The sequence below is a fragment of the Terriglobus roseus genome (assembly GCF_900105625.1).
GTDB lineage: Bacteria > Acidobacteriota > Terriglobia > Terriglobales > Acidobacteriaceae > Terriglobus > Terriglobus roseus_B.
In genome coordinates, this window is the sequence record NZ_FNSD01000001.1 from 3,292,145 (window position 1) to 3,314,035 (window position 21,891).

Annotated in this window: 20 protein-coding genes; 14 read left to right on the forward strand and 6 right to left on the reverse strand. The window is 60.5% G+C overall.

Going from position 1 to position 21,891, the window contains the following annotated elements:
- The first annotated feature begins 1 nt into the window (after position 1).
- The 6 genes from BLW03_RS13570 (at position 2) to BLW03_RS13595 (ending at position 4,843) form a co-directional block, all read left to right on the forward strand.
- The gene (locus BLW03_RS13570; protein WP_074654562.1) at positions 2 to 970 is read left to right on the forward strand and encodes a type II secretion system F family protein; all 969 of its coding nucleotides are present in this window, start codon (positions 2 to 4) and stop codon (positions 968 to 970) included.
- Between the two features lie 2 nt (positions 971 to 972).
- Complete coding sequence (locus BLW03_RS13575; RefSeq protein WP_074654563.1) at positions 973 to 1,875, forward strand: type II secretion system F family protein; 903 nt, start codon at positions 973 to 975, stop codon at positions 1,873 to 1,875.
- Positions 1,876 to 2,038: 163 nt separating this feature from the next.
- Positions 2,039 to 2,410 (forward strand): DUF192 domain-containing protein, encoded by a 372-nt coding sequence (locus BLW03_RS21355; RefSeq protein WP_083350532.1) that lies wholly within the window; start codon positions 2,039 to 2,041, stop codon positions 2,408 to 2,410.
- On the forward strand, positions 2,407 to 3,825 hold the full coding sequence (locus BLW03_RS13585; RefSeq protein WP_074654564.1) for a pilus assembly protein TadG-related protein: 1,419 nt from the start codon (positions 2,407 to 2,409) through the stop codon (positions 3,823 to 3,825). Before BLW03_RS21355 ends, BLW03_RS13585 begins: the two co-directional genes overlap by 4 nt.
- 32 nt (positions 3,826 to 3,857) lie before the next feature.
- The gene (locus BLW03_RS13590) at positions 3,858 to 4,310 is read left to right on the forward strand and encodes a TadE/TadG family type IV pilus assembly protein (protein ID WP_083350533.1); all 453 of its coding nucleotides are present in this window, start codon (positions 3,858 to 3,860) and stop codon (positions 4,308 to 4,310) included.
- 5 nt (positions 4,311 to 4,315) lie between these two features.
- A complete protein-coding gene (locus BLW03_RS13595; protein ID WP_212733199.1) occupies positions 4,316 to 4,843 on the forward strand; it encodes a TadE/TadG family type IV pilus assembly protein in 528 nt (175 codons plus the stop codon).
- 30 nt (positions 4,844 to 4,873) lie between these two features.
- Here BLW03_RS13595 and BLW03_RS13600 read toward each other — a convergent pair whose 3' ends face one another.
- A complete protein-coding gene (locus BLW03_RS13600; protein WP_170835039.1) occupies positions 4,874 to 6,241 on the reverse strand; it encodes an HD-GYP domain-containing protein in 1,368 nt (455 codons plus the stop codon).
- Positions 6,242 to 6,501: 260 nt separating this feature from the next.
- Here BLW03_RS13600 and BLW03_RS13605 point away from each other — a divergent pair, with 260 nt between their 5' ends.
- Entirely contained in the window at positions 6,502 to 6,768 is a 267-nt protein-coding gene (locus BLW03_RS13605) for a hypothetical protein (protein WP_074654567.1), read from the forward strand.
- 230 nt (positions 6,769 to 6,998) lie between these two features.
- A complete protein-coding gene (locus BLW03_RS13610) occupies positions 6,999 to 7,886 on the forward strand; it encodes a ribonuclease T2 family protein (protein WP_074654568.1) in 888 nt (295 codons plus the stop codon).
- 69 nt (positions 7,887 to 7,955) lie between these two features.
- Here BLW03_RS13610 and pyk read toward each other — a convergent pair whose 3' ends face one another.
- From pyk to BLW03_RS13625, 3 genes are all read right to left on the reverse strand, one after another.
- Positions 7,956 to 9,419 carry a pyruvate kinase gene (gene pyk / locus BLW03_RS13615; RefSeq protein ID WP_074654569.1) on the reverse strand — a complete coding sequence of 488 codons (1,464 nt, stop codon included), beginning with the start codon at positions 9,417 to 9,419 and terminating at the stop codon, positions 7,956 to 7,958.
- 335 nt (positions 9,420 to 9,754) lie between these two features.
- On the reverse strand, positions 9,755 to 10,840 hold the full coding sequence (locus BLW03_RS13620) for a YihY/virulence factor BrkB family protein (RefSeq protein WP_244502088.1): 1,086 nt from the start codon (positions 10,838 to 10,840) through the stop codon (positions 9,755 to 9,757).
- On the reverse strand, positions 10,828 to 11,403 hold the full coding sequence (locus BLW03_RS13625) for a thioredoxin family protein (RefSeq protein ID WP_074654570.1): 576 nt from the start codon (positions 11,401 to 11,403) through the stop codon (positions 10,828 to 10,830). Before BLW03_RS13625 ends, BLW03_RS13620 begins: the two co-directional genes overlap by 13 nt.
- A gap of 190 nt (positions 11,404 to 11,593) precedes the next feature.
- On the opposite strand from BLW03_RS13625, the gene bla reads away from it, so the two are divergent.
- The 4 genes from bla to BLW03_RS13645 all read left to right on the forward strand — a co-directional run bounded on the left by bla (position 11,594) and on the right by BLW03_RS13645 (position 18,243).
- The gene (bla, locus tag BLW03_RS13630; protein ID WP_244502089.1) at positions 11,594 to 12,487 is read left to right on the forward strand and encodes a class A beta-lactamase; all 894 of its coding nucleotides are present in this window, start codon (positions 11,594 to 11,596) and stop codon (positions 12,485 to 12,487) included.
- Between the two features lie 342 nt (positions 12,488 to 12,829).
- Entirely contained in the window at positions 12,830 to 15,832 is a 3,003-nt protein-coding gene (locus BLW03_RS13635; RefSeq protein WP_074654571.1) for a PIG-L family deacetylase, read from the forward strand.
- 161 nt (positions 15,833 to 15,993) lie between these two features.
- Positions 15,994 to 17,046 carry a site-2 protease family protein gene (locus BLW03_RS13640; protein ID WP_244502090.1) on the forward strand — a complete coding sequence of 351 codons (1,053 nt, stop codon included), beginning with the start codon at positions 15,994 to 15,996 and terminating at the stop codon, positions 17,044 to 17,046.
- Positions 17,047 to 17,214: 168 nt separating this feature from the next.
- On the forward strand, positions 17,215 to 18,243 hold the full coding sequence (locus BLW03_RS13645; RefSeq protein ID WP_244502091.1) for a metallophosphoesterase: 1,029 nt from the start codon (positions 17,215 to 17,217) through the stop codon (positions 18,241 to 18,243).
- A 10-nt stretch (positions 18,244 to 18,253) separates the two neighbouring features.
- On the opposite strand, the gene BLW03_RS13650 is transcribed toward BLW03_RS13645, so the two are convergent.
- A complete protein-coding gene (locus tag BLW03_RS13650; protein ID WP_074654572.1) occupies positions 18,254 to 19,009 on the reverse strand; it encodes a metallophosphoesterase family protein in 756 nt (251 codons plus the stop codon).
- 134 nt (positions 19,010 to 19,143) lie between these two features.
- Entirely contained in the window at positions 19,144 to 19,956 is an 813-nt protein-coding gene (locus BLW03_RS13655; RefSeq protein WP_074654573.1) for an ABC transporter ATP-binding protein, read from the reverse strand.
- A 96-nt stretch (positions 19,957 to 20,052) separates the two neighbouring features.
- Between BLW03_RS13655 and BLW03_RS13660 the strand changes: the two genes are divergently transcribed.
- Both BLW03_RS13660 and BLW03_RS13665 read left to right on the forward strand, forming a co-directional pair.
- On the forward strand, positions 20,053 to 20,634 hold the full coding sequence (locus BLW03_RS13660) for a dihydrofolate reductase family protein (protein ID WP_074654574.1): 582 nt from the start codon (positions 20,053 to 20,055) through the stop codon (positions 20,632 to 20,634).
- 78 nt (positions 20,635 to 20,712) lie between these two features.
- Entirely contained in the window at positions 20,713 to 21,885 is a 1,173-nt protein-coding gene (locus BLW03_RS13665) for a phosphoserine transaminase (RefSeq protein ID WP_074654575.1), read from the forward strand.
- Positions 21,886 to 21,891 lie beyond the last annotated feature (6 nt).

The following is a 21,891-nucleotide window of genomic DNA, read 5'->3' on the forward strand; positions in this document are numbered from 1 at the left end:
TATGACACTGCTCATTCTCGTCTTCCTCACCATGCTCATCATGTGCTTCAGCGTGCTTGCCGTGATGCTGCGTCCGCGGCCTGAGCAGACTGCCCTTACGGATCGTTTGGCTACACTCGTGTCGCAGGACGCTGTCACCGTCGGCAATGCGGAACTCCTGCTGAAGCCGTCGTCGCAAACAGGTACGTTCGGTTGGGCCGAAGACCTGCTGGCAGGCGCGCGCGTCTTTGAGTCGTTACGGGTTCTCACACTGCAGGCCAAGGTGACGAGTTCCGTGTCGACCCTGCTGCTCACGTGTGCCGTGGTCGGGGCCGGGACGCTGCTGCTCGCCTATGTTGTTACTGGCAACATTCTGGTTGCGATCGGTGCTGGTGCATGTCTCGCCTATCTACCGATTCTTCGGCTGCAGATACGGCGCAATCGTCGCGTTGCCGCATTCGATGCGGTGCTGCCAGATGCGATCGAACTCTGCGCGCGGTCGTTGCGCGCAGGACATTCCTTGATCGGTGCAATTGGCAATGTCGCGGATGAAGGTCCGGAGCCCGTGAAGTCAGAGTTTGCGGAAGTCTTCCGATTGCAAAACTTCGGTCTGCCTATCCGCGACGCGCTGACTCAGTTGATGGACCGCATGCCTTCTGCGGACCTCCGCGTCGTCGTCACGGGAATCATGGTGCAGAAAGATACCGGCGGCAATCTCGCCGAGATCATGGACCACATCACCAACCTGGTGCGTGATCGTATGCGCATCAAGGGAGACATACGGGTTCACACTGCGCAGGGGCGGCTCACCGGCTGGATCCTCTGCCTGCTGCCCGTCATCCTTCTTGGCGTCATCAACCTGGTAAATCCCGGCTACTCGTCCTTGTTGTTTCGCGATCCCGAAGGGCAGAAGTGGCTCTATCGTGCCCTCGTCCTTATGATCTTCGGCGGTCTGATCATCCGTCACATTGTGAAAGGGATCGAGGTCTAGCCATGGAGATCGCCTTACTTTTCGCAGCAGCATTTACCGTCTTCTGTATCTCGGCCCTGGTCATGGCCCCGGTCTTGTTGCGTCCCGATGCTGAGGCGCGCCGCATTCAATTCGTGGTTGCAACGGAGAGGCCGGATCGCCGTCACATCACGCAGAAAGAACGGCTTGAAGAAGGCGTGTTGATGTTATCGCGCGGGCTGCGCGAGCGCCTGGGTATCTCGCTGAGTGCGGGCTTGCAGAAGCGCCTGACACTCGCGGGCATACGGACTGCTTCAGCACCCGATATTTTCTTTGCCGCACAGTGCCTGCTGCCGCTGCTGGGTGCATTTCTGGCCAGCTTCATCGACGGCAATACCTGGTTCTGGATTTTTGCGCTCGGTGTCGTCGGCTATGCGTCTCCGAACGTATGGCTGACAGAGACGATCCGTCGTCGCAGGGAGCGAATTCGCCGTAGCCTGCCGGACACGATTGACTTGCTCGTCATCTGCGTCGACGCGGGTCTCGGGATGGACCAAGCCCTGTTGAGAGTTAGTAAAGAACTCGCGATGAGTCACGGAGACATGCAGGATGAATTGATGCGCGTCCAGTTGGAACAGCAGGCAGGCAGGCCGCGCATGGAGGCATGGCAGCATCTGGCGGAACGTGTGAAGTTGACCGAGATCACCGCGTTCGTCAGCATGCTCAACCAGACGGAACGCTTTGGAACTCCGATTGTGCGTGCGCTCAGTCGCTTCTCCGCAGACCTTCGCCTCAAGCGAAAACAGCACGCGGAAGAAGCAGCTGCGAAGACAAAGATCAAAATCATATTTCCTCTTGTGTTCTGTATTTTCCCCTGTCTGTTTATCGTGCTGCTCGCACCTGCCGTGCTCTCTATCGCCAGTTCGCTCAACAGTGCCGCGAAGTAAGGACAGTTCACGCTTCAATCTCTCTGGAAGGAGGAATCGCCGATATGGACCCGATTAGCCTGGTACGCATTGCCGCCGCTGTTCTCGCCGTTCTCGTACTCGCAGTTATTGTCTATCGCCGTAAGAAGAGCTCCATCTAACGCACTTCTCTTGAGGTCGCCTTTTGCAACGCATCGCCATCTGGAATCAGGCTCGGACCATTCTGTTCAGCGCTTCCGTCGAGGTCGCCGACACTTCGCTGAGCCGTGTCTGGGGTCTGCTGGGAAGGGCGGGATTGGACGCGGGGGGCGGCCTTTGGATCAGGCCGTCCTCCGGCGTCCATACCTTCGGCATGCGGTTCGCAATCGACGTTGTCGGGCTTGATAAGGAGCATCGCATCGTTCGACTTTGGCAGTGTTTACGACCATGGCGTATCACCTCCGTTAGTACTGCCGTTCGAAGCGTGCTGGAACTTCCGGCCGGCTTTGTCTCGCAGGCGGGTCTACAAATTGGACAGAAGTTACACCTTGAATCTGCTGAGGAAAAGGCTACGTGAGGCCCGTACGCAGTCTCCTGAAGGATGATTCAGGGCAGGTGCTTGTGATCACCGCGCTTTGTATGGTGGTCTTGCTCGCGTTCCTTGGCCTCGCTATCGATGTGGGTCACCTGCGGCTGGTCCATCGACAGATGCAGACCCTTGCTGACGCCGCTGCAATGGCTGGCGGGTTAGAGATTCGTGTTTGCTCCGCGACGGCCAGTTGTCCCGCAATGCAGGCTGCAGTAAAGAATGCAATGGTTGAGAACAAGCAGACGAGTGCCGCATTCCTGATGAACTGTGCAACGCCCGGAACGGGCCTTACGGTGACGTTGAATGATCCTCCTTGTGCTCTTGGAAGTGGAAAAGATCCGAACACCGGCAACACCAAATTTGTGGAAGCCGTTGTCACGCAGCAAGTGCACACTTACTTTGCCTGGGCTGTCGGCTATGACAATGTCAAGATAAGTGCTCGTGCAGAGGCTAAGCGTGGCGTTGACCCTTGCATCTGGGCTCTTAATCCGCACATCGGCAGCGCGATCACTGCCATTGCTGCACTCGGTCTCAACTCCACCTGCGGCATCGTGGTGGAATCGGATAGCACGTCGGCGCTCAGTTGCCTGATCGGTGTGGTGAATGCCCCAACGATCAAGGTCACTGGCAAGGTCGCCAGCCTGCTTTGCGGTTCGTCGTCTCCCATCACCACGGGCGCCATCGTTCCCACGCCGGCCGACCCCATGGCGTACCTGCCGGTTCCTCCCACGGCAAGCGATCCCTGTCCCACAACCAATGGCACGGTCAATTTGCTCACGGGTACAACCACTTATTACGGCGCCAAGAACGGTGTGAATGCCATTCTTGGCTCGTTTGTCTTTAATCCCGGCGTCTATTGCGGCGGCATCAGCATCACGGCAGCCCTGGCATCCAGCATCACCTTCAACCCAGGTGTTTACATACTCCGTGATGGCACCACGATTCTGAACATCCCGCAGGGCGGGCTGAATCTTACGCTGCCCCTGCTTGCCAACATCACAGGGAACGGTGTGATGTTCTACAACCAGGGGAATGTCAGCAATCCCGCTGCAAGTGTCGGTAGCCTTTCCATCACGGCACCGGTACCTCTCGTCAACGCTCTGAATCTTTCTGCCGCCACAAGCGGCACCTATGGCGGAGTTCTGTTCTGGCAGGCCAGGGGCGTTGCAACATCCGGCACTTACCTTGCGAATCTGCTCGGCGGCGGTAAGTTCGAAGGCGCTATCTACCAGCCGAGTGCCAAGGTCGCCTACGCAGTCGGTCTGCTCACGTCTTCTTACAACATCCTCGTCGCGGATCAGATCAACTTCACGGGACAGGTCCTGAGTACGGTCGGCAGCAACTATGCTGCTCTTGCAAATGGTTCACCGCTTCATGGCGATACCGCGGTGCTGGTCCAGTGACAGCGACTCTCCAACAAGAAAGGGCCAACCCTATGCCGAAGCGTCCTTTCGCCCGTAAGTTGCGAGGTGACAGTGGCAGCAGCCTGCTGGAAGCAGCATTGGTGGCGCCTGTGCTGATCCTGATCCTTGTCGCTGCCTATGATTTTGGCCGAGCTTATGTGGTTGGCATTCAACTCTCTTCTGCTACACAGGCTGGTGCGCTCTATGGCATGCAGACACCGACGGATATCACCGGCGTCGTCGCGGCAGCAAACCTGAACGCCACAGGCATTACGGGCATCACTACGACGGCCACCTTCGGTTGCGAGTGTTCTGACGGTTCTTCCGTCGTAGCCGGGTGCGCCGCCGGTCCTGTCTGTGCCTTCAATGTTCTGAATTATGTCGATGTTATTTCGACCACTACCTATACCCCCATCCTGAGGTACCCCGGTATCCCGGCGAGCATCGCCATGCGAAGCGAATCACGCGTACGGTCGGCTCAATGACGCCCATGACAAGCAACCGGTGGGAACGGAAGCCAGGAAGAGTCATCGCGTTGTCTCTGCAGCAATGCAGGCGAGACAACAGCGGCAGCGGGTTGGTGGAGTTCGCACTCACCATTGCAACGCTGATGACGCTTGTTCTTGGAATTGCTTACTGCGCCCTCGCTCTCTACACGGACCACTATGTAGCCGATGCCGCCCGCGCCGGGGCGCGGTATGCCATGGTGAGGGGTGCGACCTGGGGTGTGACCTGTGCTTCTGCGACGAGCTATAACTGCACGGCCACCAGCAGCTCGGTGCAGGCCTACCTGCTTTCACTGGCGCCGCTGGGCGTCAAAGCCGCGAATACGACGATTGTGACTACATGGCCTGGAACCACAACAGCCGGTTCGACTTGCTATCTGCTTAACGGTATCAAGGGGCTCGGCTGCTCCGTGAAGGTGAGCGTGACGTATGCCTTTGGACTGTCGCTTCCCCTGGTGCCAAATACAGCAATTCTTATGACCAGCAGTTCAACGATGCCGATTACACAATAAGACTTGGCTTTTAATCCGAGTGAGTCATGCTTATGCCACAAGGGATATGACGCTGTTATGCAGAAATGCATTCACGCAGTCAATATCAAGCGAGTGCGGCGTTTGTGCGATCAGAATCTGGTAGATCTGCTGACCTGTATACTTCCGCCGGAAGGATCGCTCGGCCGCGAGCGCCTCAGCAACATCGGCAACGGCCAGTATGCGCGCAGACAGGCTGAGCTGCTCGCCCGTCAGGTGCTTCGGATAACCGGTGCCATCCAGCCGCTCATGATGTGTAACGGCAAGTTCAGCGATCTCACGAAACTCCGGCACGCGCTCCAGGATTTCCCGGGTGCGCAAAGGATAGTTCCTGATAACCGGTAGATCGTCCTTAGTAAGTGGTCCCTGCTTCTCCAGGATGTGGCGCGGCACGGCAAGCTTTCCAATATCGTGCAGCAACGCGGCACGGCGCAATGTCGTGACCTGGCGTTCGCTCAAGTTCATCACACGCGCGATGCGCACGGCAATATCGGCAACCAGAGAGGAGTGTGTGCTGCTGAAGTTTGACCGGGCGTCGGCCACGGTCGCAAACACCTCGCACACCTTATCGATCGTGTCGCCGTTTGCGGCCAGCATGTGTTCCCGCGGCTCAAGTGAAACGGTGTAGCTCAACAGATCTTTCTGTTCAAGCTGCCACCAGGACGACGGTGATTCAAAGAGTCGTGTTGCAGCGGCCACTAACCCCGGATCGAACCATCCACGGCAGCGGCGATGGATCCCGTGAATGACGGATCGGCTTCCGCCCCGTGCGTGAAACCGCTCCATGGTCTGCGCCAGCTTGACGATTTGGGCCAGGACCGGGATGCAGACGCTGTGCGCGCGGTCCGGTGCGCCGCGCCCATCCCATTGCTCGTCGATGGCGCAGACTGCGGCGCGCGTTTCCGAAGACAAGCCAAGCTTGTCCAGCAGTTCGCCAGCTGCAGCACAGCGGAGGAGCGCCGTTTCGATCCGTAAGTGCTTGCGCTGCCAGAGAAATTCAATCTGTTTGCGAACGCGGCCGGGAAACGATCCGCCGCGATGCAAATCAAAGGTGGCACGGCCACTCTCACGCAAGGACATGCCACCGACACCCTCGCGCAGCATGCGTCGCGCTGTAGCGCCATCCTGGCCTGTTGCAGCCCTATCCCAAGTCTGTGTATAGGGGCCGCCCACATCCTTCAGAAGGAGCGCGTAATAGAGATCGCTCTGCGCGGCCGGAGTAAGCCCGATACGTCGGCCGATCCTCATGCCGATGATGCATGTCCGCAACGAATGAAATTCGCCATTTCCCTCTGCCAGATCAATCGCCGTCGTCAGAGACGCAATGATCTCGGCAAAGCTGCCAAGTTCCATGCCCGCGTTGTGAGCACTTGCGTCCATGCGAGTTGAAGTTATAACTCGGGCCATATGATCGTCCAGTCGTCAGGGTCAGAAACGCGTCTCCCCAGCATGCAGCAAAGGATGCATACCTGAGTAATGCAATTGTCACGCGGGTTAAATTAAATCGCAATTGGATATCACCCTTGATATCAGTCGTCCTCAGAGTCTTTACAGCGTGCCAGCGGGAAAGCGATAGTTCGCTTATGCAGAGCCGAAGAACGCCGGTGATCGCATGATCTGAAGAGCATCTCGAGTGACTCATGGACGACGAAATTCGCAATGATCCTCCGGGCAAGCCGATCGCAATTGATGCACCGGTCAGCAGAAACAAGACACTTCGGGTCAAGCTCGCAACCTCGCTTCGGAGACAGGCGGAGCTGGTCGCGCGAGGTCAGGGCGTGTCACTCAGCTACCTGGTGAATAAGGCAATCGAAGAGAAGATTGCACGGTTTAAGAGCATGAAGGAGAATCAACCCGGCGGTCGGGACAGCGTCCATCTGGTTGAAAAGATCCGTAAGTCAGGTTAGTGCCAGATATTGCATATTTAAAGTAATTTACTTCACATGTTTAGAGCATTCAGAAGCCTGATCAAGAAATAGTTATGCGTATCATTTTTTGATTATTCGCATCATGGAAATCCGGAGTGTCGAATGCGCGCCCAGATCCCGTGAGCCGCCTCATTCGGGTAGCTGGCCGCGTAGGGAAGCGTTACTTTGGTCGGGTTACCCCTGGCGCTTCGCTACCATCCAAGCTGCAGATGAATCGGCTCATTGCAGCATCCCTCTCAATCGTTCTTGTCTCTTGCATCGGTGGCTGCAAGAACAGTCAGCAGCAGATCGAGCCTTCGCAGACCAGCAGTCGTGACCCAGGTGCTTCCAGAGAGCAGCGCTCGCCAGGTGATGAGGACTACAACGGAAAATACCAAGCCGAATCCCACCATCGCCACCATCACGGCAGGCGTGGCGAAACACCGGATGACAACTGGGGCACTTACGACCGCACCGATGACGGCGACGCCCCGGCAAGCAGGGCAGAGGTGGCAGGTGGAAGTTCGCAGACCCGCTTCAGTCGCCATCACAACAGCCGTGCGCTGACTGCTGCACCGGGCAAGTTCGACTTCTATGTGCTCAATCTTTCATGGTCACCCGAGTTCTGCCATGGCCACCCATCTGCCGCAGAGTGCTCGCAGCATCGCGCCTTCACGCTGCACGGCCTGTGGCCGCAGAACAACGACGGCACCTATCCCGAGGACTGCAGCGATGCGCCTGGTCCTGCGAATCCGTCGCAATATGCCGACATCTATCCCGATGCGTCCCTGCTGCAGCACGAATGGCAGACGCACGGCACCTGCTCCGGCCTTGCGCCTGACCAGTTCCTGACGCTCGACCGCCGTGCCGAGCACTCGATCACGATTCCGACGGCACTCGCCCATCTGAAGCAGCAGGCCAGCATGACGCCAGCGCAGATCGTAACGCTGTTCACGCAGAGCAACGCCGGATTGCCGGCGAGCAGTCTCGCCATTACGTGCGGCAATAACTTCCTCACGGCCGTCGAGGTGTGCATGGATAAGAACCTGAAGCCGGAGAGCTGTTCCGCCGTGAAGACCTGCGGAGCGAATCAGATTCGCATTCCTGCTCCGCAGTGACGGCGCTCAAACGAACAAAAGGCACGGCCAGAAGCCGTGCCTTTTCTTCGTTCTGATCTGCCTGATCGCTTACTGTTCCGTGACCTCGTGCAGCTTCATGAAGTTGGTACCGCCGATGCGGCTGGCCGTGCCGCCCACGATACCGAGAACCTCGCGCGGCTTGACGAATCCCAGGTTCCGCAACGTTGCCTCTGCCATGGCGACCTGCAGATCACCCGCACCGAACCGGTCCACCGGCAGAGCGTGGACGCCCCAGAGCATCATCGTCTTGCCGATAACCTCTTCATCGTTCGACAGCGCAAAGATGCGGACGTTGGGACGGTACATCGAGATGAGTCGGGCAGAAGTGCCGGTCTCTGTGAAGATGGCGATTGCACTCAGATCGAGATCCTCGGCTGAGTGCGCCATGCTCTCACAGATGGTTTCCGCAACGCTGAGCTTGGCGCCGCGTGCGTGGTGCAGAGACCGTGGTCCGGTCGCGCGATCCAGCTTCATCTGCGCCTCCGATTCCACGATGATCTTCGCCATCATGGCAACAGCCTGCACCGGATACTTGCCGGCGGCCGACTCGGCCGACAGCATGACAGCATCGGTGCCGTCATAGACCGCATTGGCAACGTCGCTGACTTCGGCGCGCGTGGGACGCGGATTGTCGATCATGCTTTCCAGCATCTGCGTGGCCGTGATCACGGGCTTGCGATACGCAAGCGCGCGGCGAATGATGTGCTTCTGAATAGCGGGAACCTTCTCCGGCGGAACTTCTACGCCAAGGTCGCCACGCGCAACCATCAGCGCGTCCGTTTCTTCCAGAATCTCTTCCAGGTTCTCGATCGCCTGGGGCTTTTCCAGCTTGGCAACGACCCATGCGGTGCAGTTCAACTGCTTCATGCGGCGTCGCGCGTAGCGGATATCTTCTGCGGTGCGAACGAACGACAATGCCAGCGCATGCACGCCCTGGGTGGCGATGAAGGCCAGGTCTTCTTCGTCCTTCTCGGTAAGTGCAGGAACATTGACCGCGATACCCGGCAGGTTGATGCCCTTCTTTTCGCCCAGCAGACCGCCGTTGATGATGTCGCACACCACATCGGTGCCCTGGATCTCCGCGACCGTCAGTTCGATCAAGCCGTCCGAGAGGAGGATCGTGTCACCGGGCGAGAGATTTTCTGCCAGCGTGGTGAAGACAGTGCTGACTTTCTCGGCAGTGCCTTCCATCTCATGCGGTGTGATGATGAGCTGTTTGCCCGCTTCCAGCAGCACGGGCTTGCCGCCAACCAGTTTGCCCGTGCGGATTTTGGGACCCTGCAGGTCGGCGAGGATGCAGATGGGCTTGCCCTCTTCCTCGCTCACCTTGCGCACCATCTTGATGAGTTCGGCCTTCTGCTCGTGCGATCCGTGAGAGAAGTTCAACCGGGCTACGTCCAGGCCGGCGCGCACCAGGCTGCGAAAAACCTCTTCGGTGGAACATGCGGGGCCAAGTGTTGCCACAATCTTTGCACTGCGCCCGTTGCCCAGAAATCCGCTGCTGTCGCTCATTGCTCTCCAAAACGTTCGCCCGTCTGGCGCTCGCTGATGTCCATTCTAGACGTTTGTTCGATACGGAACAGTGTCGTGTGGTCGGACCAATAGGCATTATCGATAAGGAAACGTGAAACGGCAATTCGGCCGGAGATTAGGAGCCCCGGTATTTGCGGGGCAGACGGTTGGCTCATCGTGCGGCCCGCGGCCCATTCTCCGGATCCTTTCGGTCACACGCTCCCGAATGATTCGCGCTCATTCCGATCAACCACCCTTTCGCGATGGAGCCGCGAAAGGATGCACCTGGAGTGTCGCGGTGCTGAACACCTTCGATTGCTGGGAATCCGCGAACCTTACTGCGGTACGGATGCAGAAGCGGCAGTTGCGGCCACCGGTCGAACGACGAGGTTCGCATCGCGTGCCAGTTCAGCATTCAGCTCTGCGCCGCACAGTACCGTCAGCGCCGTCAGGAAGAGCCAGACCAGCAGAACGATGCCGGTACCCAGCGATCCATAGACACGCGAGTAATTGGCGAAACGCGTGACGTAAAAGCCAAAGGCCAGCGTCGACACGAACCATGTGGCCGTCGCGAAAGCCGCTCCCGGCACAACGTCCCGCCATGCTGGACGGACAGGCACGGCGAAGCGATAGATGAACGCCAGCACCGCGGCAGTTGCGCTCAACGATCCAACCCAGCGCACGGCATTCGCCGTCCAGTACAGGCCCGTATCCCATCCCGAGGGGGAGAAATGCATCAGGCCCACCAGCATCAGGTGCCCAAAGACGACCAGCACGCTGGCGATCGTCAGGGGGACCAGCGCGATGGGGACCAGCAGGAATGACTGCACTTGCTTACGAACCACGCCGAGAATCCCGGGCCCCCAGCACTCCTCCGTCAGGACGTACGCGCGCCGAAAGCCTTCCATCAGTGTTCCCAGTACGCCGGCCGCACCCACCACGCTGACCACGGCTGCTCCCAGCAAGACGCCGGTGCTCTGGCGGGAGCTATGCGCGGTAATCAGGTACTGCTCAAACAGCGGCGCGACGCTGGCCGGCAACACGCGGTTCAGGAAGATTGCGATCTGCGAACGGACCGGTCCCGAGTAGGGAAGCAGTGTGACCATCGCCGCGAAAAATCCAAGCGCGGGGAAGATGGCGAAGATGGCCGAGTACGCTGTTGCCTTCGCGGTCGTCAGGCAATCGTGTTGGAATGCGTTCCAATAGGCCAGGCGAACCTTGTCGCTGAAGCGCAGGCTCTCATGACCCCAGTCGTGCCCGAGAGTGCGGGCCGTCTTCGCATGCTGCAGGAGCGCCCGGCGAAGCTCGCGCGCGGGCTCCAGCGAGCGCTTCGTGGTGCGATCCAGCTGCGGGGGCATCGCTGCTTCCTGCGCAGCCTGCGCCGGTGTCACTTCGGACTGTGGCTGGCCTACGCCTTCCACTTGTTCAGAAACTCCGTAACGGAGGACTCCTGCATGTACCGCATGGATTCGAACTCGCCGCCAGCCTGTGCGTACAGCGCCTTGCCATTCGCATCCAGCACAGCCAGAGCGGGCACGCCCTTGCTCAACGCAACGCCGTAGCGCTCGCCGATCTCGAGATTCTTGTCGATGTGACCCACGGAGATGTGCACAACGACAAAGTTATTGTTCAACAGATCCCAATTAGGCTGGCGGTGCATGTAGATATCCAGCACCTGGCAATCGCCGCACCAGTCGCCACCAAAGTCCAGGATCACGCGCTTGTGTTCCTTCTTCGCCTGCTTCAGACCAGCGGCGATCAGCTTGTTGGGATCGGCATCATCGTCGTAGAGATGGGCCTTTACGGCCGGCGGAGTGGTCACAACGGGTGGCTTGACCTTTGCCGGTGTCGCGGGCGTGGTCGATACCGTGGGTGTCGCCTCAGGCGCCTGCTGCTTGCAGCCCGTAACGGAGAAGGCCACCGCAGCCGTGAAGACCGCAGTGAGCGCTGATTGCTTGACGAATGAAACACCCGGAAAACGCATAGGTATAAAGATGCGCTCGCGTCGGCGCGAGGTGCAAGCCGTATTCGACGCATGCGCAGAAAGCGCGCAGGAACGGGGGCGTCGCTTCTTTACAGGCAAAGACCGGGGGCGGCCACCACGAAGGGCACCCCGCACACGCGCTGCCGGTGTGCGGTTTCTGCACACCCGGAACCACACTCCGCACTCGCAAATGCAGCTTCAAGGTGTTTCGCTGAAGGCAGACATGCTCAACCGCCGAAACTTCCTTGCACTCTCTACCCTCGCGCTGCCACGGTTTTCTTTCGCGGGGAGCCGGTACACAACCCTCCCAGCCGCGATCGCTGCAATGGAGAAGAAGCAGGGAGGCCGCATCGGCGTCAGCGTCCTCGACACCGCAACCAGAGAGCGCGCAGCGTATCGGGCAGACGAGCGCTTTCCCATGTGCAGCACTTTCAAGTTCCTGCTGGCCGCCGCTGTTCTGCACCGCGTCGACACACTCACGGATGACCTTCGACGCCAGGTTGACGTGCCGCCGAAGCCCCTACTCGGCAACTCGCCGCTCACCGAGGAACATGCCGGCACATCCATGACCCTCGGCGCTCTCTGCTCCGCTATTCTCACGCGCAGCGACAACACTGCCGCGAATGTTCTGCTGGAAACGATCGGTGGTCCCAACGCGATTACGACCTACGCGAAAGTCATCGGCGACAGTGTCACGCGCCTCGACCGGACGGAAACGTCACTGAACGAATCTTTGAAAGGTGATCCGCGCGACACCACCTCGCCCAATGCGATGGTGCATAATCTCCAATCGCTGCTACTGGGTGACGCGCTCGAGCCAGACTCCCGCACGCAACTGACTGACTGGATGCAGAGCAGCACCACCGGCCTCATACGCCTGCGAGCGAAGCTGCCAAAGGATTGGCGCGCGGCAGACAGGACCGGCTCCAACGGAGAGCACACCACGAACAACATTGCCGTCCTATGGCCGGCTGGCGGACGTGCGCCAATCCTCGTCGCCGCATACATCACCCAGTGTCCCGGCCCGGAAGACAAGCGGAACGCCATGCTCGCGGAGATCGGCAGACTGGTCGCGATCGCGTAAATGTCCTGCCGATTCTCATCAAGACTTGTCATCCTGAGCGGAACGCAGCGTTAGCGGAGTGCAGGCGAAGGACCTGCGTTGAGCCAGCGGTTGCACAAATGCTCGCATCAAGTCCCCCGCACAGTTTGCCGGCGCGAGCAGAAGGCAGGTCGTTCGACTCCGCTGCGCTTCGCTCAGGATGACAAGTCATTCGGAGCAGGTATCCGCTCAAGCCCGACTCGCCTGCCGAAAAGCTTTCTAAAGAACCTTTCAAAAGGACATGCGCTACGTTAAAGTCCTGTGTATCAGTTGACATTGAGAACGAAACGGCGGGGCGAACAAGTCCTGGCCGCAGGAGACACGGTGAAGCGTACCTCTCAGCAACCTATCTACACGGCGCTGGCCGTGTGCGCTGTGCTCTCTGCTCCGGCGCTGATGTGGTCGCAGGCGGCGCCGCAGCGCGACACTGACGAACTCCACATCCAGCAGGATGCCTTCGCCACACCGCTGCCCTTTGACCGCGGCGCCGCCGGCCTGGCGCAGTCGCTGCGCAAGCTGGGTACGCGCGCCACGCTGCTGCAGATCAATGCGCATCCAGACGACGAAGACGGAGCGACGCTCGCCTACGTCAGCCGAGGCCTTGGCGCGACGGTCTCCCTGCTTGCGCTGAACCGCGGCGAGGGTGGCCAAAATGTGATGACGCCCGAGTTCTGGGATGGCCTCGGCATCCTGCGGACGCAGGAGCACCTGACTGCCAACCACTACTACGGCGTCAATCTGTACTACACGCGCGTCGCCGACTTCGGCTTTTCAAAGACCCGTGAGGAGACGCTGCGGCAGTGGGGCCACGAACGCGTCCTGGGCGATGCCGTCCGCGTCGTGCGCGAGACGAGGCCCATGGTGTTGACCAGCGTCTTTTCCGGCAACTCGTCCGACGGTCACGGCCATCATCAGACCGCCGGCGTCACCGCGCAGGAGGTTTACACCGCCGCGGGCGACCCGAAGATGTTCCCCGAGCAGATCAGGGAAGGCCTGCAGCCCTGGACGCCGCTGAAGGTCTACGCCCGCGCCCCGTTCAGCCGCGTGCAGGGGAAGACTGTCTACGACTACGCCACGGGCAAGACAGAGCCGCTACTCTATCGCAACTATGTCACCGGCGAAACGATGGATTACGTTCCGCCTGCCACCGTCATCGTCCCGGGTGGAACCTACAACGCGCTCTTCGGCGAGAGCTACGCGCAAGTCTCGCGCGAAGGATTAAACCAGCAGAAGTCGCAGAATGGTGGCGTCGCCACACCGCCTCCGGGCCGCGCCGACGCCAGCTATCACCTCTATGCCTCGCGCGTCAGTGGAGCAACACTACCGGAGCATGAAGAGACCTTTTTCACGGGCATCGACACCACGCTCCCAGCGATTGCCGGCTACCTGCCCGCCGCCGCGCAGGCTCCCGTCCGCACTCAGTTGAGCGCAATCGACGCGCAGGTGAGGGAAGCGACCGCCCGCTACGACGCGAACGATCCTTCCAAGTCCGCGACAGCTCTCGCGAAGGGCCTCGACCTGACGCGGGCCCTCATTGCAGACCTGCGCAAGGCAAAGCTGCCGGAAGACGCGCGCTACAACGCCATCTTTGAACTCGAGACCAAGGAGCGGCAGTTCAACGAGGCGCTGGCACAGTCGCTGGGCATGAATATGATCGCCACCGTGGCGAACGGCCTCGCCAGCGCGCAGCCGCAGGGGCCGGGCGGGCCGCCGCAGCCCATCATCTCGCAGACGGTTGTCGCCGGTGAGAACTTCGGCGTGAACATCCACATCGCAGACCAGGGCCTGACACCCGTGACTGTCGACAACATCACGCTGGTGCCGTCCCTGGGCGGTGACTGGAAGGTGCATTCGCCCGTGCCGGAGCCCGCCGCGCAGACACCCGCCGCGCAGACACCCGCCGCGCGCGCTCCCGGTGGCGAGGCTCCGCCACCAACGTCGACCGCTGAGGGCCGTGGCAGCCGTCTGGGCGCGGCTCCAGTCATCCCGCCCGTTGGCCTGCTGCCTGCGGGCGCCGCGACCGACTCGTTTCTGTCGGCCACGGTACCCGCAGACACCCCGCCGACTGGTCCCTACTTTTCGCGGCCCAGCCTGGAGCAGAGCTACTACGACCTGAAAGACCCGCGCTTTCTGACGATGCCGACCGAGCCCTACCCGATCTCGGCACAGGTCAGCTACACCTTCGCCGGAACGCATGCCACGCTGACGGGCGTCGTGCAGACTCCCCATCGCTATAACGGCCTTGGCATCCTGCAGGAACCGCTGCTCGTCGCACCCGCCATCTCGGTGACCGTCTCGCCCGCGAGCGGCATCCTCCCCCTCAGCAATACGGCATTGCCGTTGCAGATCACTGTCCACAGCAGCGTGAAAGGCCCGGCCGCTGGGACGCTGAAACTTGAGCTGCCCAAAGGCTGGACCTCCGAACCCGCCAGCACCACCTTCAAGACCGTGCGCGACAACGAAGATGTCGTTCTGAAGTTCCGCGTTACGACGCCCGGCCTGCAGACGCAGACGTATCGCGTGACCGCCGTCGCCGAGTACAACGGCAAGCAGTACACGCAGGGCTTCACCACCATCGGCTACCCGGGCATCCGGCCCTACCCGCGTTATGCACCCTCTACCAGTCGCGTCACCGGCGTCGATGTCAAGGTGGCGCCGGCGCTGAAGGTTGGCTACGTCATGGGCTCGGGCGACGAAGTGCCGGACAGCCTGCACGAGATCGGCATCGACCCCGTCATGCTGAGCGACACGGATCTGCAGCGCGGCGACCTGAACAGCTACGACGCCATCATCCTCGGCGTACGCACCTACACCGCACGCCCCGCCATCCGCGCGGCAAATAGCCGTCTGCTGGACTACGTGAAGGCGGGCGGCGTCGTCATCAGCCAGTATCAGGACGCCGTCTACGACCACGACTACGCACCGTATCCGCTGTCGGTGCCGGGCGACCAGGGGCATACCGTTGTCGAGGAAGACGCGAAGGTGACGATCCTGCACTACGACGATCCGGTCATGACCTGGCCCAACGTCATCGGCCCGCCCGACTTCGACAACTGGGTCGAAGAACGCGGCCACGGCTTCCCGAAGTCCTTCGGTCCCCAATGGACGGCACTCACCGAGGTCCACGACACCGATCAGGACCCGCAAAAGGGCGGCCTCATCTACTCGCAATTCGGTAAGGGCTACTACGTCTACCTCGCCTACGCCTTCTTCCGCGAGATGCCCGAAGGCGTCCCCGGCAGCTTCCGCATCATGGCTAACCTGCTAAGCCTCGGCAAGAACCCGAAGCCATCCTGCTGGACACCAGCCTGCGCCAACGCCCGATAAGTTGACCAACACAAACGGGAGCCCCACATCTCGATTCTGAGATGTGGGTTTTCTTTGCTGCACGCATCGGATGGATTCTCGAATCCCATCTCTCAAAGGCGAGGCACAAACACTCAGTTTGGTGACGGCTCGCGAAGCGTAAAATCAGCGTTGAGATAATTTTGGAATCTGCGACCAACTCGAACCCCGCTTCGCCTGAGATCCTGCCGGCCGCTGAGACGATTCCTCCGCCAGAGCAGATCTACTCCTGCCCGAACTGCCAGCACTACATCACCGACGGTGTGCTTGCCTGCCCGGACTGCGGCACGCTGGTCTATGCGGCACATCTGAATCGCATTGGTGCTGCTGCGGCCAGTGCGGAATCCGAAGGCAAGTTCGCCGAAGCGCATGAGCTCTGGAAGAGCGCCCTCGAGTGGTTGCCACAGGACGCCGCGCAGGCCGGACAGATTCGCGCGCACATGGCGACACTCACTGGTCGCCAGGCTGCCGCCGAAGATCGCCAGGCCAAGTGGAAGAAGCGTCTTGGCCCCTTGTTTCCGGTCTTTGTCGCCGCTGCGAAGTTCAAGAGTGTCCTCTTCCTCTTGTTCAAGATGAAGTTTCTGCTCGGCTTCCTGGGCTACTTCGGCCTGTACTGGGCGCTGTTTGGATGGAAGTTCGCGTTGGGCTTCACGATCTCGATCCTCATCCACGAGCTGGGGCACTACGTCGCCATTCGCCGACGCGGCCTGAAGGCCGACCTGCCCATGTTCCTGCCGGGTCTTGGCGCGTACGTCCGCTGGTTCCACCAGGGTATGCGGCTGGATCAACTCGCAGCCATTGCGCTGGCTGGCCCGCTGTGGGGATTGGGCGCGGCGGTCGCGTGCCTTGGTCTGTTCTTCTGGACGCACATGCCGCTCTTCCAGGCACTCGCCTACACGGGCGCATGGATCAATCTGCTGAACCTCATCCCGGTCCTCGGGCTCGACGGAGCGCAGGCTACCTATGCCCTCAACAAATTGGGCCGCGGCCTGATTCTGACGTCTTGCCTTGTGCTCTTCGGATTGATGCGTGAAGGTGTCTTCCTCTTCCTGGCTGCAGGCATGGGTTGGCGCATGTTCACCAACGACGCTCCGGAAGAGAACAGCGTGGGCACGCTCGCGGGCTACCTCGCACTACTGATTGCCCTTGGCGCCTTCCTGTACTTCGTGCCAGACCCAGGCCGCATGGCCCGCTAGCCGTGCGTATGCGCGCCATCGGGCACCCGCCGCCGCTTCCGCCGCATCGCAAACTGAGATACCCGTTGTGGTCGCCGCGCACAGACTGGCCTTCGGCTTAAGCTGGCGTTAAGCGTTGCGCGGAACACTGATAAGACGGCAGTTTTCCGCCGGAACAGGAGTCACAGCTTGGCGGATATTTCCAATCTTTCGCGCAGGTCGTTTCTGCGCCAGAGTTTTGCTTTTTCGGCCGTTGCGGCCCTGCGCCCCGGCGCCCTGCTTGCGCAGGCGGGCGGCTTTGTCGCACCGAATCCCGCATCGCAGCACATGTTCATGATCGGCGACTGGGGCACGGACAAATACATTGACCAGCAGCGCGCAGTCTCAGCCTCCATGGCAAGGTGGGGCCAGAACAACCGCACTGCGCCCGGCGCCATGTTCCTGCTGGGAGACAACTGGTACGGCCATATGCATGACGGCGTGAACGATGTCCGCTGGAAGGATCAGTTCGAAGACATGTACCCGGCCAACCTGTTTCCGGGACCCGCCTACGCTGTGCTTGGGAACCACGACTACGAGAAGCACACCTTCGACAAGGCGCAGATTCAGCTTGACTATCCGAAGCAGAAGAAGACGCGCTGGACGATGCCGGATCGGCGCTACACCTTCAAGTATCCCGAGAAGGATCCGATCGTCACCTTCATCTGCCTGGACAGCAACCTGCCCGGAACGAAGGAATGGGATTTCTCGATGGGCAGCTATGTCATGAGCCACAGCGAGGCAGACGCGCAGGATCAATGGTTCGCGAATGAACTTGCAAAGCCTCGCACCACGCCGTTTGTGGCCGTCATCGCGCATCATCCGCTCTTCACCAATGGCGTTCACCGCGACAACCGCACACTCATCCAGCGCTGGGACGGACTGCTTCGCCAGCACAAGGTCGACCTGTACATCACGGGTCATGACCATGATCTGCAACACATCGAGTTTGATGGGCACCCCACGTCGTTTGTCGTCAGCGGCGGTGGCGGTGCAGAGCTTGTGAACTGGTCAATCCCGCCAGAGAAGCGCGGACCCTTCGGCGATCGCGTCATCGGCTTCACGCACCTTGAGATGGCGAAGGACGCCGTCATCGTCCGGCATGTCGGTGAGAAGTCGAACCAGTTACACGCCTTCCGCAAGACGCCCGACGGCAAGATGACCATCCTGACGTCTTAGCGTCGGGGCGCTACTTTCCTTCGCGCAGCCGTTTCGCCAGACGTTCCGGTAGACCGGCCAGCAGGATGCGGCCCTGCGCCAGTTCGATGTCATAAGGCACCCGGTAGAAAGTCACAACCGACGCCTCGGTGTCATACACCGCATAGGCCGCACGAGGATCGACATCGCGTGGCTGGCCCACAGAGCCGGGATTCAGCAGATAGCGGCGGCCCGAATCCAGAGGCATCGACCACGCGCTGGCACTTACCGTGCGCGGGTGCTTCGGCGTCACCTCAAACCACTGGCCGTCCTGCCATCCAAAGCCACCCTGGATATGCGTGTGCCCGAAGAAGGTGCAGCGTTGCTGCATGCTTTGCAGCGGTAGCCACGCGTCGCGAATGTTCTGGATGTAGATGTCTTCATCGATGGGCGAGCCGTGCGCCAGCGCCACGTCCGTCATTGGCGGTACGACCGGTCCAGCAGGCAGCGTGCACAGCCATGCCCTGATGTCTGGCCGCAGCTGTTCGCGCGTCCAAATGGCAGCCTCACGCGCCGAGGGATTAAAGCTTTCGGCCGACTCCACGCCAGCGCAGACCTTGTCGTGGTTGCCACGCACATTGACGGACGCCAATCGGCAGACCAGGTCGGCAACCTCGTTGGGACTGGCGCCGTAACCCACGACGTCGCCCAGGTTCCAGACCGTGTCATAGCTGCCCGCTGCCTCAGCCAGTACAGCTTGCAGAGCTTCCAGATTGCCGTGAATGTCGGAAAGAATTAGCGCGCGCATTTTGGGGGACAGGGGTCAGCGCGTTCGCGCGAACCTACCCATGCTAACTGAAGCAAGCCAGGGAACAGGGAACAACGACAGGAAAGGCGGCGGTCCCTGGAGCTTGATCCTTGTTTCCCTCCCCAATTCCTGCCCTACAACGTAGCCAACGGCCTGGACCGATCCGTAGTCATGGTCGGCACGGCGGCCAGCAAAGCTCGCGTGTAGGCGTCCTGCGGGTGATGAAAGATCTCATCCACTGTGTTGCTCTCAAGGATGTGACCTCGCCGCATCACGGCGACGCGATCCGCCGTCTGCGCCGTGACTGCCAGGTCATGCGAAATGAACAGCATGCTCAGGCCATGCCGCTCGCGCAGATCACGCAGCAGCCGCAGGATCTGCGCCTGGACCGTGACGTCCAGGGCCGTCGTAGGTTCGTCCGCGATGAGCAGACGCGGCTTGTTCACCACGGCCATCGCAATCATGATGCGCTGCCTCTGGCCGCCGCTGAACTGGTGCGGATAGTCGCCGTAACGCCGCGCCGGCTCCGGCATCGCGACGTCATTCAAGGCTTCGATCACGCGCTCGCGCACTTCGGCGCGAGCGATCTCCGGATGGTGCACACGAACCGCTTCGCCAATCTGGTCGCCGATGCGCATCGACGGGTTCAACGCCGTCATGGGCTCCTGAAAAATCATGGCAATCTCGCGACCGCGCCGCGCACGCATCTCGTTCTCAGAGAGTTGCAAAAGATCATGGCCTGCGAACCGGATCGCCCCGCTTACAGCAGAACCCGGGGCCAGCAGCCGCAGAATCGCGAGCGATGTGACGGACTTGCCCGACCCTGACTCGCCGACCAGGCCGAGCACTTCACCCTCGCCAATCTGGAACGAAATGCCATCGACCGCAGCCGGGCCATCCGCGCGAAAGCGGATGGAGAGATTGTCGACTTCAAGCAGGTGAGGCATCGGATCTATTGTTTCATCGGCCTGTAGAATTCCGGTCTGGAAGTTTGCTCGCACTCTGCGGGCGCGACCATCACCGCCCCGAACACGGAGACGCCGATGAGAAAGCTCACCATCATGGAACACATCTCGCTCGATGGTGTGATTCAGCATTCTGCCGATGCCGACAACTTCCCCTACACCGACTGGACGGCGCCCTATCGCACGCAGGCAGGTCGTGAGGCGATCGTCGCCGCGTACGGCAACGACTTCGATCTGCTGCTGGGCCGTCGTACCTACGACATGTGGTCTGGCTTCTGGCCCAAGGCGCCCAGCAGTCCGCTGTCGGACGGCATCAACGCGGCGACGAAATTTATCGTCACGCACCATGCAGACAGCCTCACATGGGGCCCATTCCAGGGTCTCGGGCCGGATCTCATCGAGGACGTTCGCCGCATCAAGTCGCAGGGCGATCGCGAACTCTTTCTCTCGGGCAGTTCTACGCTGACGTCGACGTTAATCGAACACGGTCTCGCCGATGAGATTCTCCTGATCGTCTATCCCGTGTTGCTGGGAACAGGGAAGCGAATCTTCGCTGAGGGCACGCCAGCGCGCTCTTTCGAGCTCGTCAGCTCGAAGGCTTTCCCCTCCGGCATCGTTCTCACGGTGTACAGGCCTGCCGGTCCGCTGAAGACCGCGTAGCGTTCGGCGCGGCGGCTTCAGCAGCTATCCTAGAAAGGTCGCAAGGACTCATCGCGACAGATTTGGGGATGAACCGACTTGAAAGAGCAAGCAACACGACCTGCAAACCTTCCGATCAATCCGCATTTTTCGTCAGGACCATGCGCAAAACGGCCAGGCTGGTCGTTATCTTCTCTGAGCGACGCGCTCGTCGGCCGCTCGCACCGCTCCAAGGGCGGCAAAGCGAAGCTGCAGGAGGTCATCGAGCTGTCCCGTGAGGTCCTCGGGATCCCCTCGGACTACCGCATCGGCATTGTTCCCGGCTCGGACACGGGGGCCATCGAGATGGCTTTGTGGTCGATGCTCGGCGCACGCGGCGTCGACGTCCTTGCATGGGAGAGCTTCGGCAAGGAGTGGGTTACGGACATCACAAAGCAGCTCAAGCTGGACGATGTGAAGGTCTACGAAGCGCCCTACGGCAAGTTACCAGACCTCGCGCAGGTAGACCCGGCCCGCGATATCGTCTTCACCTGGAACGGCACCACCTCAGGCGTTCGTATTCCCAACGGCGACTGGATCTCTGAAACGCGCGAAGGCCTGACCTTCTGCGACGCAACCTCCGCCGTCTTCGCCATGGACGTTCCGTGGAAGCTGCTCGATGTCACCACGTGGTCCTGGCAGAAGGTGCTGGGAGGCGAAGGCGCGCACGGCATGATCGTTCTCAGCCCTCGTGCAGTGGAACGCCTGACCTCGTACAAGGCACCGCGGCCGCTGCCCAAGATCTTTCGCCTTGCCAAGGGGACGGAACTGATCGAAGGCATCTTCAGCGGCGAGACGATTAACACACCGTCGATGCTGGCAGTCGAAGACGCGCTCGACGGTCTGCGCTGGGCAAAGTCCATCGGTGGCCTCAGCGGCTTGATCGCACGCTCGCAGGAGAACCTGAAGGCAATCTCAGAGTGGCAGGCAACAAGCGACTGGGCGGACTTCCTCGCAACCGACCCCGCAACACGCTCGTCCACCTCGATCTGCCTCGTCATTAAGGATGCCGAGGTGGTGCAGTGGGACAGCAAGAAGCAGGCATCGTTCGTGAAGTCCATGACCGGCTTGGTAGAAGATGCAGGTGCAGGCTTCGACATCGCATCCTATCGCGATGCACCGCTGGGCCTCCGCATCTGGGGCGGCGCGACGGTCGAGACGAAGGATATCCAGTGCCTTCTCGAATGGCTCGACTACGCCTTCACCACGACCAAGAGCAAGCTGCAGGCGTAACGGCTG

Coding starts and splice junctions, on each gene's coding strand:
- BLW03_RS13570 (WP_074654562.1), top strand. CDS start 2: ATGACACTGCTCATTCTCGTCTTCCTCACCATGCTCATCATGTGCTTC.
- BLW03_RS13575 (WP_074654563.1), top strand. CDS start 973: ATGGAGATCGCCTTACTTTTCGCAGCAGCATTTACCGTCTTCTGTATC.
- BLW03_RS13590 (WP_083350533.1), top strand. CDS start 3,858: ATGCCGAAGCGTCCTTTCGCCCGTAAGTTGCGAGGTGACAGTGGCAGC.
- BLW03_RS13595 (WP_212733199.1), top strand. CDS start 4,316: ATGACAAGCAACCGGTGGGAACGGAAGCCAGGAAGAGTCATCGCGTTG.
- BLW03_RS13600 (WP_170835039.1), bottom strand. CDS start 6,241: ATGGACGCAAGTGCTCACAACGCGGGCATGGAACTTGGCAGCTTTGCC.
- BLW03_RS13605 (WP_074654567.1), top strand. CDS start 6,502: ATGGACGACGAAATTCGCAATGATCCTCCGGGCAAGCCGATCGCAATT.
- BLW03_RS13610 (WP_074654568.1), top strand. CDS start 6,999: ATGAATCGGCTCATTGCAGCATCCCTCTCAATCGTTCTTGTCTCTTGC.
- pyk (WP_074654569.1), bottom strand. CDS start 9,419: ATGAGCGACAGCAGCGGATTTCTGGGCAACGGGCGCAGTGCAAAGATT.
- BLW03_RS13625 (WP_074654570.1), bottom strand. CDS start 11,403: ATGCGTTTTCCGGGTGTTTCATTCGTCAAGCAATCAGCGCTCACTGCG.
- bla (WP_244502089.1), top strand. CDS start 11,594: ATGCAGCTTCAAGGTGTTTCGCTGAAGGCAGACATGCTCAACCGCCGA.
- BLW03_RS13650 (WP_074654572.1), bottom strand. CDS start 19,009: ATGCGCGCGCTAATTCTTTCCGACATTCACGGCAATCTGGAAGCTCTG.
- BLW03_RS13655 (WP_074654573.1), bottom strand. CDS start 19,956: ATGCCTCACCTGCTTGAAGTCGACAATCTCTCCATCCGCTTTCGCGCG.
- BLW03_RS13660 (WP_074654574.1), top strand. CDS start 20,053: ATGAGAAAGCTCACCATCATGGAACACATCTCGCTCGATGGTGTGATT.